9 protein-coding genes, 1 tRNA gene and 3 pseudogenes are annotated in these 13,663 nt (G+C 39.2%); 6 read left to right on the forward strand and 7 right to left on the reverse strand.

Annotated features, from left to right (window positions below; genetic code table 11):
• Nucleotides 1–165: 165 nt before the first annotated feature.
• Both ABWP91_RS18240 and ABWP91_RS18245 read right to left on the reverse strand, forming a co-directional pair.
• Nucleotides 166–468 (reverse strand): helix-turn-helix domain-containing protein, encoded by a 303-nt coding sequence (locus ABWP91_RS18240; RefSeq protein WP_353244438.1) that lies wholly within the window; start codon nt 466–468, stop codon nt 166–168.
• A gap of 1,093 nt (nt 469–1,561) precedes the next feature.
• Nucleotides 1,562–2,488 carry a LysR family transcriptional regulator gene (locus ABWP91_RS18245; RefSeq protein WP_353244439.1) on the reverse strand — a complete coding sequence of 309 codons (927 nt, stop codon included), beginning with the start codon at nt 2,486–2,488 and terminating at the stop codon, nt 1,562–1,564.
• A 155-nt stretch (nt 2,489–2,643) separates the two neighbouring features.
• On the opposite strand from ABWP91_RS18245, the gene ABWP91_RS18250 reads away from it, so the two are divergent.
• Both ABWP91_RS18250 and ABWP91_RS18255 read left to right on the forward strand, forming a co-directional pair.
• Complete coding sequence (locus tag ABWP91_RS18250; protein ID WP_353244440.1) at nt 2,644–3,732, forward strand: 4-oxalomesaconate tautomerase; 1,089 nt, start codon at nt 2,644–2,646, stop codon at nt 3,730–3,732.
• A gap of 174 nt (nt 3,733–3,906) precedes the next feature.
• The gene (locus tag ABWP91_RS18255; protein ID WP_353244441.1) at nt 3,907–4,167 is read left to right on the forward strand and encodes an EexN family lipoprotein; all 261 of its coding nucleotides are present in this window, start codon (nt 3,907–3,909) and stop codon (nt 4,165–4,167) included.
• Nucleotides 4,168–4,775: 608 nt separating this feature from the next.
• On the opposite strand, the gene ABWP91_RS18260 is transcribed toward ABWP91_RS18255, so the two are convergent.
• Complete coding sequence (locus tag ABWP91_RS18260) at nt 4,776–5,459, reverse strand: outer membrane protein (protein ID WP_353244442.1); 684 nt, start codon at nt 5,457–5,459, stop codon at nt 4,776–4,778.
• A 415-nt stretch (nt 5,460–5,874) separates the two neighbouring features.
• Between ABWP91_RS18260 and ABWP91_RS18265 the strand changes: the two are divergent.
• Nucleotides 5,875–5,946, forward strand: a pseudogene (locus tag ABWP91_RS18265) (cold-shock protein); the annotation flags it as partial.
• A gap of 66 nt (nt 5,947–6,012) precedes the next feature.
• Nucleotides 6,013–6,105 (forward strand): annotated as a pseudogene (locus ABWP91_RS19850) (hypothetical protein); the annotation flags it as partial.
• Between the two features lie 619 nt (nt 6,106–6,724).
• Here ABWP91_RS19850 and tnpA read toward each other — a convergent pair.
• The 3 genes and pseudogenes from tnpA to ABWP91_RS18280 all read right to left on the reverse strand — a co-directional run bounded on the left by tnpA (nt 6,725) and on the right by ABWP91_RS18280 (nt 8,884).
• Nucleotides 6,725–7,148, reverse strand: a pseudogene (gene tnpA / locus ABWP91_RS18270) (IS200/IS605 family transposase).
• 235 nt (nt 7,149–7,383) lie between these two features.
• A complete protein-coding gene (locus ABWP91_RS18275) occupies nt 7,384–8,580 on the reverse strand; it encodes a tyrosine-type recombinase/integrase (RefSeq protein WP_353244443.1) in 1,197 nt (398 codons plus the stop codon).
• A 209-nt stretch (nt 8,581–8,789) separates the two neighbouring features.
• A tRNA-Sec gene (locus ABWP91_RS18280) sits at nt 8,790–8,884 on the reverse strand.
• 310 nt (nt 8,885–9,194) lie between these two features.
• Between ABWP91_RS18280 and prlC the strand changes: the two genes are divergently transcribed.
• Together prlC and rsmJ are read left to right on the forward strand one after the other, a co-directional pair.
• Nucleotides 9,195–11,237, forward strand: coding sequence for an oligopeptidase A (gene prlC, locus ABWP91_RS18285; protein WP_353244444.1), 2,043 nt, complete (start codon nt 9,195–9,197; stop codon nt 11,235–11,237).
• A complete protein-coding gene (rsmJ, locus tag ABWP91_RS18290) occupies nt 11,230–12,000 on the forward strand; it encodes a 16S rRNA (guanine(1516)-N(2))-methyltransferase RsmJ (protein WP_353244445.1) in 771 nt (256 codons plus the stop codon). Before prlC ends, rsmJ begins: the two co-directional genes overlap by 8 nt.
• Before the next feature lie 82 nt (nt 12,001–12,082).
• Here the strand turns inward: rsmJ and gdhA are convergent, their stop codons facing one another.
• Nucleotides 12,083–13,417, reverse strand: a complete 1,335-nt coding sequence (gdhA, locus tag ABWP91_RS18295; RefSeq protein WP_219245246.1) for an NADP-specific glutamate dehydrogenase — start codon at nt 13,415–13,417, stop codon at nt 12,083–12,085.
• Nucleotides 13,418–13,663: the final 246 nt, after the last annotated feature.

A 13,663-nucleotide genomic window follows, 5' to 3' on the forward strand; every position in this document is an offset into this window, starting at 1 on the left:
GCATTAGCAACGGTTGCAAAAGAAGCAGCAATAACTGTTGATAGCAAAACAGATGTCATTTTTTTAGTTAACATACTAATCTCTCTTTTATATTAATAAAAATCAATAACAAAACGAAATTGTTTCATCTCTGTATATTGATGTGGTTTGAATTAAAAAAGAATTTTAAATTCCTTTTATATTACTTAGTAGGATTTGAATCATTTCTTTATTTGAAATTGTACTTTTTCTTTTTTCCTCAGAGAAAGAATCAATATAATAAATCATTTCAATCCAACGCTTATCTAAAACAACTAGCATTTCATCTAATTTTTCTAGTGATAATGAACTACATCCAGTTTCATAACGAGATATTTGTTGTTGGCTGACATTAATTAGTCTTGCCAACTGTTTTCCTGTCATATTTTTTTCTTTACGTGTTTTTCGCAAATACATACCAACTTGAGAACTAATTAAATTAGACTTCATTTTTAGCCTCTAATATTAATAGAGAATTTCTCTTTCATTTGTTAGCCCGCTAATTTTTTTCATTGAGTGTTATAATAAATACATAAAAAAAAGAGTAAATAGCCTTTCCCCTATTAAACCGAGCACTTTAAATAGGCATCTCCTATCAATAGTTTTTTTTTAAATACTATTAAGCTTCAAAAAACAGCACCACCAGTTTAATTAGTTAAAAATACACCTTATACTATTGAAAATGATATTTTTTATAATTTAATACTCTAAATATGAGTTTTTTTTTTAGTCTTTTTAACAAATGTATATTTTATTAAAAATAAAAAAAATTAAACATCAAAAGTTACATTCCATTACAATTCTGAGGAGTTAACGATATGAAAAATAGGTGAAAAACCAGTTAAATTAGTATGGGGGCATGATAAAAGCATGCATTTATAATATTTTATTCTCGCCCCTCCCTAATAACAACTTTAATTTGTGAGATGTTATAGCTTTGCTACTCTAACTAAAATCATGATACGTTTTTAGTGTTATTAGAAGTAAATAATTCTAGATTGGTTAAATGGCAGGGTTTCTATATACTAAACAGTTTAATAGTGTAAGGTAACAAAAATTGTATCAATGCCCGCTTATATCACTATTACGTGTGTAAAGTCACTAAATTAGACAATAATAAAAATGACACTTAAATTGGCTTAGAGAATGTTCTAATTATCGTTCAGATATGTATTTTTATGGCGTAACAGCGGTACAGGTTGGTATCACAGCGATCTCCTGTAACAATCTTTAAAAATGTAACGTTACGATCCGTCTATTAACTGGTCATTTATGCGTTTGTCTTGGCGTACATGCATCACACCTACAATAAGAAAAGTTCAGTCAATGCTATTTACAATTATATCGAGAAAATATAAACGTCTTCGTATGACATTTCACTATTTACGCTCTATTGGTTATGTTCTATCCGAATTCTTGATGTGCCATTTTTACTCTGTAGTGCTCACCGTAAAATGGATGTATCTTTTTAGCGATTCCATATGCCAAACTACTCAAGATGTATTAGTGCCAGTTTAAGTATGTAAGTGAGTTTGTAACCATACTAGCGGCTGAATCTACTGACCCAAGGGCTGGTATTGTCCTGAGACCAAAGCTTCATCAAAATTTCACGAAATTTATCGGCTGCAGGACTCAAGGTATAGCCCTTTCTAAACACTAATCCCAGTGTTCTTCTGATCACTGGCTCTATAAGTGGTCGACTAACCAGTATATGGTGCTCATCTGTAGGCATTGCCAGACTTGGTACAACAGCAACACCAAGCCCAGCTTCAACCATCCCGAGTGATGTGGACAGGTGTCTTACTTCGTAAAACCAGTTTGGTTTCCAGTTAAATCCTTCTAAAGCCTGATCAATTAGATATCGATTACCACTCGATTTTCGGACTCCAATAAGTTTGAGTCCGGCAAGATCTTCCCACATCACGAGATTTTTTTTGGCAAGCTCATGGTCGCGTTTACAGGCAAGAACGAAAGGCTCATTAACCAGAGGTGTGAACTCTATATTAGAATGTGTGATGTTAATCATATTTATTCCAAAATCTGCATCCCCATTAAGTACCGCCTCAAGGCAGTCGCTAGCACTATGCTCAAGTATTCGGATACGTATATTCGGGTAATGTTCGTTATAATCACGAATAACGGAAGGTAAAAAATAGAAGGCAGCTGTAGGTAAACAAGATAAAGTCACTGTCCCAGTTTGATGTGTTGCCATTTCTTTAATACTGAGTATCGAGCTTTCATAAAAATCGATGAGATTTTTTGCATGAGGTAGAAAATCTCTCCCTACAGCAGTCAATTTTATTCGTCTTGTTGAGCGTTCAAATAATGCTGTACCTAAACTATCCTCAAGCTTTTTTATTCGTCTCGTCAATGCGGGCTGAGAGATGTGTAAAAATTGAGATGCTCTTGTAAAACACCCAATTTCCGCAACTTTTACAAAAGATTGGATACCCTGTAATTCATGCTGCATTTTTCAAACCTCAGGCTTATAGAGAAATTAAACCATAGTAACTGAAGGCTTATTAATGTGTAAAATGCATTAATCTCTTGTTTCTTTGCATTAGAGTTATTTATCCGCATATGGGACGCTTGGCGTATCATTTAATATGTAGGAAGAGAAAAAGTATGTTCAGCATACCCTGTGTTCTGATGCGCGGTGGCACTTCTAAAGGGCCAGTTATACTATTGAGTGATTTACCAGATGATATTCAGGAACGAGATGCTGTTTTGCTCGCTTTGATGGGCTCAGGTCATGATCTTGAAATTGATGGTATCGGTGGTGGCAGCCCGCAAACCAGTAAAGTAGCAATTGTGAGTCTTTCAGATAGTCCTGATGCTGATATTGATTATCTTTTTGCTCAGGTTATGGTGAAAGAGCGAAGGGTCGATACAACTCCAAATTGTGGAAATATGTTATGTGCAGTTGGTCCATTTGCTATTGAAAAGGGGCTAATTGCTCCGAAAAATCCAGTTACGACAGTGCGTATTCGGAATCTCAATACTGGAACATTAGTTAATGTTGAAGTTCAGACCCCTGATTTCAAAGTAACTTATGAAGGGGATACCCAAATTGATGGTGTACCAGGGGCTGCTGCTCCAATTGGTTTGACGTTCCTAAATTCCGCAGGTTGCAAAACGGGTAAATTACTTCCCACAGGTAATGCAACAGATGTATTTGATGACATTGAGGTCACATGTATTGATATGGCAATGCCAATGATTTTAATCGATGCACATCAAATGGGGAAAACCGGTAGTGAGTCTCCAACTGAACTGGATTCTGATTTGATGTTTATGAAACGTCTTGAAAAGATCCGCCTAGAAGCTGGCGTAGCAATGGGGTTTGGCGATGTAACTGATAAAGTCATTCCAAAGCCTGTTCTTCTGAGCAAACCAACAGAGGACGGTACGATTAAAGTTCGCTATTTCATGCCACACAATTGCCATAAGTCATTGGCAATTACAGGTTCTATAGGTATTTCAACAGCAACAATAATTGAAGGCTCCATTGCTCAAAAAATCATAGGTGGTCAGTCTCAAGATAGGCTAAACAGTATAGTAAATATTGAACATCCAAGTGGGAAAATTACCGTTTCTTTATTAAAGGATGGGGATCGAATAGAAAATACTCAGGCTGCCGTGATCAGAACTGCTCGTAAATTATTCGAAGGTAATGTCTGTGTTCCAAAAGGCATCTTTGAGGAAGCTATTTAAATATGAGCTAAACTTTGAAAATCTGATTTAATCAATATCTTTAGTATGAATAGTAGATTGAAGCACAGTTAGAGAATTTTTCATTGTTTAGCACTGATGTAAAGACAGAGTATGAGTCCAATTTCTTTTAGATATGTGCGTATCCGACCTAAATAATCTGTAAGGATAAGTATAATGGCTAAATACTTTTTATTAGTTAGTCTCATTATATCTGTTATTACAATGTCAGGTTGTAATGATAAAACTTCTGTTGAGTGGTATGTCAATCATCATGATGACCTAGTTACTAAATATACGGAATGCTTATTAACTGATGCTTGGCATGATATTGTTTGCAAGAATGTCAGAAGAGCAAAGAATATTGAGATAAACGAACCAGATATTCAAGAAGGATTAAAGGTAGCGAAACAGAAATTATTTGAACTCAGAGAATAGGTCAGTCTAGCGACTTATATATCCAAACATTTTACTTTGTATTACTAAACTCTTTTTATCACTTATTCTATTATGAAGTCATCGCTGTAAAAATACCAATTATGAGTCGTGGCTGGTATTTTTCACTAGTTATTAGAAGAACCGACAATTACCAAAAAAGCCTTAAAAGATACAATGAAGAGAATGCGTATATAGGAACTATTTGTAGTGGCTGAATGTATGCTATATCGGCCAATATGTGATGAATCTGGTAAAAACTATTGTTATGACAAATGATTTATTTAATTTTTGAGAAATCAAGTTATAGATTTCGTATATGCTGCGCGAAAGTTTACTCACAAGGCAGGAGACAAATTTAAAGTCTAGCAATAGCTGCGATTTTTATTAAATTGAATTAAGGAAAGATAAGTAATAATCTATATTTTTTCTCTGACATTTCCATTTTTTTAAGCTTTTCATTAACTTTTCTTTGCAAAAATTGTTCTGAATCTTTATATAATTGAACTTGTATCTCCTCGGCATCAATAAATTTGCTATTACAATAAAGAATAGCTAACAGAAGTTAGCTATTCTTTAGATACAAACAATTAGATAATACTATAGTGGTATTAGAATAAATATCTGACACCAAATACAATTTCTTGAGATTTAAGGTGTGCTTTCATTTGTTCGTCTTGTAATCCACGAGCATTAGCAAATAAGTTCATTCCGCTTTCAATTTTACCTAGATCGACATAGCGATAACCTAAGTCAAAATTAAGTCTTTCAATAGGCTCGTAACTAACACCTGCGCCAAGAGAATACGCCAAATTTGTATCAGTATTGCTAGCATATTGACGAGAAATATTTCCTTGCCATCCCGATGATTTTACTTTTGCAATACCAATACCGATGGTTCCATAAACAGTAATCCCCTGATAAATTTGATAATCACGATAAGCATTTAGCATTAATCGTTGGGACTCTGTTTTGTGATGATTAAAGCTCGTGGAAAACGCTGTTGACCCACTTGTATATTCTGCTTTTTTATTAAAGGTATACTCAGCTTCAGTGCGCCAACCATTACCAAATTGATAGCCTGCAGCTAAAGAACCATTATAAAAATCATCCTTGTCGTCGCTAGATACAAATTGACCAATACCCGGCCTGCTACTTGTATCCATACTGTCTGCTTTTTGCCAAGCTTTAGAGAGTCGAGCAGCACCATAGTAACCTTCATTACTAGTTGAAGCTAAAGCGCTTCCAATTGAACTAGCGAGTACAGTTGCTACTATTAATATTTGTAATTTCATAACATTATAGTTCCTTTTGTTTATTATATTCAATCGCAATTATTGCAGATTGTTAATATTAGTAAACTATATTTGCTTGATAGACTTATTCAATTTATTTCAACAAAATGAAATGGGCATCATCTTGATTGCTGTTTTTTGCATAAACTTGACTTATTATTCTAATAATGAATATTTTGTATTTAGTGGCATTAATCAATTGAAAGCCGCGCAATGTGAGTCTTTTTGATTGCTTCAACACTTCATCTTTACTAATATTATTCACCTAAATGAAATAAATGTCTGATGTTTATGTTTAATGAGAGATGAGTAAATCATTATCAGTATTACTGGCTATCTCGATTATAGTTGTATCGAGCAGTAATTTATCAGTAGAAAGGAATCTAACTAAGGAAGAAGAGGCCAAAGTAACTAAGGACAACAAGTTTCATTCACAATTGAGAATGGAATGAAAGGTCCTGCTGCTGGCAACGTGGGGGCGCTTTAAAGACATTATAAAAGTCTATATTATTTTAAATGCCCTTGCTGTAGCGACTCCCAATATAGAACTTCACAGTTTGGTATATCGGTCAGCTATCCACATGGTGCAAAATCTATTTTTTTGCAAAAGTGTGATGAAAACACAGGCATGTTAGTAGCCAATTAGGTTATTACTTAAAACCTCACAATGTGGGGTTCTGTCATATTTGGAGCTAATTGAACATATTTGTTCTGTATAGTGTATTATGATAGGGTTCGCATATGCCTCATTGCAATAATAGCAGATCTTGCACCCGCTAGATTTTATCTAAAAAATAGATACGGTATCCAAACGAAGTTATTTCGCTTTCATATCTATCTGGTACCCTACACCAAAATACTCTTGTTTAGCTGTAAATGTTCGGAGTTCTCAACCCAGCATTTAAAATTCTAAAGCAGTAAATTAGGTAAGGGTTGGTATATCTGTTTGACAGCATGATTAGCAACATATTCAGGGAGAATAATTGGGGACAAGCTAAAAGAAGGGAGCTGCTTTATCATCCTGTTATTCAATCCTAAAGGGTGCTCTTTTCCTTTAAGAGAGAATGTCGGTATGAAATGCCAATCAGTTAAAAAAATAGACTAGCAGCTTTAAATATTGATTAATGGTATTACTAAGTGCTCTACAAGGCGGACTATACGTTATGCTTCTATTATGATTTCCTTTTGTGTCGGTTAAAGTAAAATACCACCTCTAAAAGAGGTGGCTTTAAATTGGACCCCCTATAAAGGAGCTATATTCTTTATTAATCCTCCAACAATTCCATTTGTTGGTCGAGCTCTGGATCAACTTTATCCTGATGCCTTACATAACGCCTAATGATGGCTTCATTAACCCCCACCGTATCAGCAAAATATCCCCTATCCCCAAAGTTTCTTACGTATATGTGGAAATCGATTATATAACCTTATCGCACTACGTCCTTTCAGGACTCCCATTAGTGTTGATATTGATAGTTTCGGTGGGATCATTACAACTAAATGAACATGGTCTGGCTGAACATTTAGCTCCAATACTTCACAGTCTTTCATATTGCAGAGAATATAAATTGTTCTATAAAGCTCTTTTCCTACTTTATCTTTCAATATCTTATAACGATATTTAGGTGTCTAAACTAGATGATATTTGCAACACCAATACACATGTGATGAACTTCTGTATACACCCATGTTATTTCCTCTTTATTTTTGTAGGTAATAGATTGTTTTTTAACATATTTTTCGTTCAGGCAGGCTATAACCTCAAAGGATCAATCACCACCACCTTAGGAGGTGGTTTGAGGCTGACAATGAAAAAAGCCCCTGTCCATCAGGACAGAGGCTCTTGCTTTTTGTAGGATAAGTGCTAAAAAATAAAATTCTCGATAAACATTCAAGTATTCATAATCATTATTTTAGTCGTAACTTATTCCAGAATAACATTATTTTTCCTTTCCAAAGAATCCATATAGTCCGCATACCACTGCATCATTTCCCTACGTCCATCCATATACTGAGCATGGTTATACGTACCACGGATCGCATTCTTATCGATATGTGCAAGTTGTGTCTCAATCCATGCTGAATTAAATCCTTTCTCATGCAATATCGTACTCATTGCATGGCGGAAGCCATGTCCTGTTAGCCTTCCCTTATATCCCAACAGCTCAATAACCTGGTTTACGCTTTCCTTACTGATTGGCTTTCTATGGTCGTTACGGCCTATAAACACAAGCTCATAATGCCCTGACAGTGGTTTGAGTGAACTAAATAGCTCGATCACCTGTTTCGATAATGGCACAAAATGTGGTCGCTTCATTTTCATCACTTCTGCTGGAATTTCCCAAATCCCTTTTTCTAAATCAATATTCTGCCAACGAGCAAAGCGGAGTTCTTGTGTTCTAACAGCCGTTAGCAAAATAATTTTAGTGGCAGTTTTAGTGATTATGCTGCCAGTATAACCAGCTAGATCTTTTAGGAAATAAGGCAACTCTTCAGTTGTTAAGAATGGGAAATGCTGTTTCTTCGGTGGAGTTAGAGCAGAAGCTAAATCAGGGGCTGGGTTATATTCCGCCCGACCGGTAATAATTGCATAGCGAAAGACCTCACCGCAGCGTTGACGGACTTTACGCATCTTCTCTAAGGCTCCGCGTTGCTCCATCTTACGCAAAGTTTCAAGTAGCTCTAAGGGCTTAATCTCTGCTATCGGACGCTTACCAATATAAGGAAAGATGTCCTTTTCAAAGGTATCAATAATTTCATCACGATAACGTAATGACCAGCGATCCGCTTTAGAGGTGTGCCATTCACGAGCTACTGCTTCAAAGGTACTTTCAGAAGCTAAGTGCTTTTCTAATCGCGCTAATTGCTTTTGTTCACTTGGATCTTTATTTTGAGCTAACAATTTTTTCGCATCATCACGTTCATTTCTTGCTTCCGCTAATGTCACTTGTGGGTAAACACCAATGGAAAGCATTTTTTCTTTGCCTGCAAAGCGATACTTCATTCTCCAATATTTAGAACCATTGCGATTAACGATCAGATATAACCCACCTGAATCAGAAAGTTTGTAGGGCTTATCTAGCGGCTTTGCCGTTTTAATTTTTATATCACTCAGAGCCATAACAAAACCTCCGTAAGCCCTATCTGTTACAAAGAAAATAAGAATTTGGGGGTGCAAGATATACCATACCTAAATGCACCCCCGATTAACACCCCCAATTGGAGGTTGATGTGGAGTAACCTCAGTTGAACTGAGTTGACTATGAATTGATGTTATATATTGAATTTAAAAGGTTTAATTGACTTAAGTGGAGGTGTATTGAACTTGAATGGCGGAAGATCACAGGAGTCGAACCTGCCCGGGACTGCTGGCAGCCCCAACTGGATTTGAAATCCAGCCGCCTCACCGGAGACGACGATCTTCCTCTATAGATTGGAAAGTGATTATAGACTGAATTCATTATTTTCCAAAGCATTGAAACTACAACCATCCTCTTTATTGATAAAAGCCAACAAAAAACCCATTTATTGATAAGCACTGATAATAAAAATCGTTACCTTGATATTGAGGTTTTCATATCCGCCCCCATATACTTTCTTATATTCATAATGGTGTGCTGGTTTTATCACCCTATAACATGAATCGTTTTGGGTATAAGTTCGCCGTTTAACTTTTATTGTCAACACAGTAAGCCTTGGCCTACGAGCACAAGCCTGCAATCACAGGATGTTTTTATGACAAATTCATTATTAGCCGATTCTGCATTACCCCGTTTTTCTAGCATTGAACCTGCACACGTTTTTCCTGCTGTCGAACACGTGCTTACCGAATACCGCCAAACGGTTGAAAACCTCCTTAATGCAACCGAACACTATACGTGGGATAACCTGTGCCAGCCGTTAGAAGAAGCCAGTGATAAGCTGTCTCGCGTTTGGTCACCCGTTAGCCACTTGCATTCCGTGAAAAATAGCCCTGAATTACGCGAAGCCTACGAGCAATGTTTACCGCTGCTGTCTGAATTTAGTACGTGGATGGGCCAGCACGAACCTTTATACCAAGCGTATAAATCGCTAAAAGAAAGCGCTGAATTTAATTCACTCAGCCAATCACAGCGTAAATCTATCGAAAATACCTTACGTGATTTCGAATTATCCGGTATTGGTTTGCCTGTTGAGAAACAGCAACGTTATGGTGAAATTGTTGCACGTTTGTCGGAGATCGCCTCTAAATTCGGTAATAACGTACTTGATGCCACCATGGGGTGGACGAAGCTGATTAAAGATGAAAAAGAATTAGCAGGTATGCCAGAGAGCGCGATTGCCGCCGCTAAAGCGATGGCAGAAGCCAAAGGCGAAGAAGGCTACCTTTTAACCCTTGATATGCCAAGCTATCTGCCCGTCATGACCTATGCAGATAACGCCGAACTGCGCCGTGAAATGAGCCATGCATACAGTACTCGCGCCTCAGACCAAGGGCCAAATGCAGGTAAATGGGATAATAGCGAACTTATCGATGAGTTAATGGCGTTACGCCACGAGCTTGCCCAATTGCTTGGTTTCAAAAACTACGCAGATAAATCCCTAGCAACAAAAATGGCAGAATCACCAGAGCAAGTTTTAGGCTTCCTAAATGACTTAGCAGACCGTGCCCACCAGCAAGGTAAAGACGAACTGGCTGAACTCACGGCGTTCGCCAAAGAACATTATGGCGTTGAATCTTTAGAATCGTGGGATTTAGCGTATTACAGCGAGAAACAAAAACAGCATAAATTCTCATTAAGTGATGAGCAATTACGCCCTTATTTCCCTGAGCAACGCGTTTTAAATGGCTTGTTCGAAGTGGTTCATCGTATTTATGGTTTAACCGCCAAAGAACGCAATGACGTCGAAACATGGCATAAAGATGTGCGTTTCTTTGAGCTGTACGACGAAACAAATACCCTGCGTGGTAGCTTCTACCTTGACCTCTATGCACGTGAACATAAGCGTGGCGGAGCTTGGATGGATGATTGTGTTGGTCGCATGGTTCACAAAGATGGCTCACTGCAAAATCCAGTAGCTTACCTGACATGTAACTTTAACCAGCCATTAGGTGATAAACCAGCGCTCTTCACTCATGATGAAGTCATCACCCTATTCCATGAGTTTGGTCACGGCTTGCACCATATGTTAACGCAAATCGATGTGGCTGATGTCGCAGGTATCAACGGTGTGCCATGGGATGCAGTCGAATTACCAAGCCAGTTTATGGAAAACTGGTGCTGGGAACCTGAAGCGCTGGAGTTTATTTCTGGTCATTATGAAACGGGCGAGCCATTACCCGCAGAAATGCTAAGCAGCATGTTAGCGGCAAAAAATTACCAGTCTGCGATGTTTGTCCTACGCCAATTAGAATTTGGTCTGTTTGATTTCACCTTGCACGCAGAGTATGACCCTGCAAAAGGTGCGCAAGTCATGCCAACGTTATATGCGATTAAAGAAAAAGTTGCAGTCGTACCATCACCAAAATGGGCTCGCTTCCCGCATGCCTTCAGCCATATTTTTGCAGGCGGATACGCAGCGGGTTACTACAGCTATTTATGGGCTGATGTGCTCGCGGCAGATGCCTACTCGCGCTTTAGCGAAGAAGGTATTTTTAACCGCCAAACAGGCCAATCGTTCCTCGACAATATTTTAAGTCGCGGCGGTTCTGAAGAGCCAATGGCGTTGTTTGAGCGCTTCCGTGGTCGTAAGCCAGAACTTGATGCGATGTTGAAGAGCTACGGTATTCATGGCTAATCACATTAAGATCCAGTTGATCTGTGAGGAGGGTGCCAGTCAAGGCACCCTTTCTCAACTTTCTGAAAAATGGCAGCTTTCCCATACACCAGATGCCACGATGGCACTGGTGCTTACCCCTGAAAATTTACAGCTACGTAAACTTGATGAGCCCAAACTCGGTGGGATCTTTGTCGATTTTGTTTCGGGTGCGATGGCGCATCGCCGTAAGTTTGGTGGTGGGCGTGGTGAAGCGGTAGCAAAAGCGGTAGGGATCAAAAAAGAGTATTTGCCCGATGTGATTGATGCCACCGCAGGATTAGGCCGCGATGCTTTTGTGCTTGCCGCACTGGGATGTCGTGTTCGAATGTTAGAGCGCCACCCTGTGGTTGCTGCATTGCTAGACGATGGCTTACAACGTGGCTATCAAGACGCCGAAATTGGCCCATGGCTGCAAGAACGTATGTCTTTGATCCATGCCTCAAGTATTACGGCTCTGAGTGACATAACTCCAGCGCCTGACGTTATCTACCTCGACCCGATGTATCCACATCGGCAAAAGAGTGCATTGGTAAAGAAAGAGATGCGGGTGTTTCAGTCATTGGTGGGAGCAGATGATGATGCAGATGCGTTATTAGCGCCTGCGATTGCCTTGGCAAAACGCCGTGTGGTGGTTAAACGCCCTGACTACGCAGAACCCCTTGCGGGACAAAAAGCGCCGTCAGCGGTCACAACAAAAAGCCATCGATTCGATATCTATCCGTGCATTAAAAATAACGATTAAACGTAACGGCGAAGGGCGTATGTACAGGTGAATTATCAGTATGTTACAGCCGCCCTTTCGCGTACGTTTTTTTGTCAGAGGATTACAACACACCCTGCCCAAGCATTGCATCAGCGACTTTTACAAAGCCCGCGATGTTCGCACCTTGAACATAGTTGATTTGTTTTCCTTCTCCACCAAACTCAACACAGTGGTGGTGAATATCCAACATGATGTGGTGTAAGCGCGCATCGACTTTCTCTGCTTTCCAGCCAAGACGAGCCGCGTTCTGCGCCATTTCCAGACCAGAAGTTGCCACACCGCCTGCGTTAGCGGCTTTACCTGGTGCAAACAACACGCCAGCCTCAAGGAACAGCTCTGTTGCAGGAATAGTGGTTGGCATGTTTGCGCCTTCTGCAACCGCTTTAACGCCGTTTTTGATTAACACTTTCGCCGCTTCAACATCCAGCTCATTTTGTGTTGCACATGGCAGTGCGATATCAACAGGGACATTCCATGGTTGCTGGCCCGCTAAGTAAGTTAAACCAAACTCTTTCGCGTATTCTTCAACACGGCCGTAGTTGTTTTTAATCTCTTCTAAGCGTGCAAGTTTTTCCGCAGTAAAGCCTGCTTCATCAACCACAGTACCGCTAGAGTCAGATGCAGTCACCACTTTCGCGCCCAGTTCCATACATTTTTCAATGGTGTACTGTGCTACGTTACCCGAACCTGAAACCGCAACACGCATGCCATCAAAACTTAAACCATGGCGCTGTAACATCGCATTAGTAAAGTATACTAAGCCGTAACCCGTTGCTTCAGGGCGAATTAAGCTACCGCCAAAAGACAGGCCTTTACCCGTAAATACGCAAGAAGTGTCGTTAGACAGCTTTTTCATCATACCCGTCATAAAGCCAACTTCACGCGCACCCACACCAATGTCACCCGCAGGTACGTCAGTGTTTGAGCCAATGTGGCGATACAGTTCTGTCATCAATGCTTGGCAAAAACGCATTACTTCACCCGTACTTTTCCCTTTCGGATCGAAATCTGAACCGCCTTTACCACCACCCATTGGTAAGGTAGTCAGTGCGTTTTTCAGTGTTTGTTCGAAGCCTAAGAATTTCAGAATGGATAAGTTAACTGATGGGTGGAAGCGCATTCCGCCTTTGAATGGACCGATGGCTGAGCTAAATTGCACACGCCATGCGCGGTTGACTTGGACTTTGCCTTGGTCGTCCATCCAACACACACGGAATTGGATCACTCTTTCGGGTTCAACAAAGCGCTCAAGCAGGGCTTGGTCACGGTATTTTGCATTTTGCTCAAGGAATGGCCAAAGGGAAGTGAATACTTCACGCACCGCTTGTAGAAATTCCGGTTGTGAAGGGTCTCTTTTTTGGACAGACTCCAAGAATGAAGATAGTGATTGTGTCATCTATGTCTTCCTTTTTAACGTGTGGTTGTTGTGATGTGCCTCACTCTTTCTTGTCATTATTTTTAGGAAATGTGAGGTTGATTTGTGTTTTGCCTATTGAATATATCATTAGTTTGTATTCTAAATTCAAGGTTTTTTTTCACTATAATGCAAAAAAAATTGCTTGACCTGCCAATATCTACCCCAAATGACATATTTAGACACAAAAAAAACGCCTGCATAAGCAAGCGTTTTCAGTGAATAATA

Source organism: Providencia sp. (genome assembly GCF_040396775.1).
Taxonomy (GTDB): Bacteria; Pseudomonadota; Gammaproteobacteria; order Enterobacterales; family Enterobacteriaceae; genus Providencia.

What these genes read in the sequence shown, in the direction of transcription:
- ABWP91_RS18275 (WP_353244443.1), bottom strand. Translation starts at nt 8,580, where the DNA reads ATGGCTCTGAGTGATATAAAAATTAAAACGGCAAAGCCGCTAGATAAG.
- rsmJ (WP_353244445.1), top strand. Translation starts at nt 11,230, where the DNA reads ATGGCTAATCACATTAAGATCCAGTTGATCTGTGAGGAGGGTGCCAGT.
- prlC (WP_353244444.1), top strand. Translation starts at nt 9,195, where the DNA reads ATGACAAATTCATTATTAGCCGATTCTGCATTACCCCGTTTTTCTAGC.
- ABWP91_RS18245 (WP_353244439.1), bottom strand. Translation starts at nt 2,488, where the DNA reads ATGCAGCATGAATTACAGGGTATCCAATCTTTTGTAAAAGTTGCGGAA.
- ABWP91_RS18240 (WP_353244438.1), bottom strand. Translation starts at nt 468, where the DNA reads ATGAAGTCTAATTTAATTAGTTCTCAAGTTGGTATGTATTTGCGAAAA.
- ABWP91_RS18260 (WP_353244442.1), bottom strand. Translation starts at nt 5,459, where the DNA reads ATGAAATTACAAATATTAATAGTAGCAACTGTACTCGCTAGTTCAATT.
- gdhA (WP_219245246.1), bottom strand. Translation starts at nt 13,417, where the DNA reads ATGACACAATCACTATCTTCATTCTTGGAGTCTGTCCAAAAAAGAGAC.
- ABWP91_RS18255 (WP_353244441.1), top strand. Translation starts at nt 3,907, where the DNA reads ATGGCTAAATACTTTTTATTAGTTAGTCTCATTATATCTGTTATTACA.
- ABWP91_RS18250 (WP_353244440.1), top strand. Translation starts at nt 2,644, where the DNA reads ATGTTCAGCATACCCTGTGTTCTGATGCGCGGTGGCACTTCTAAAGGG.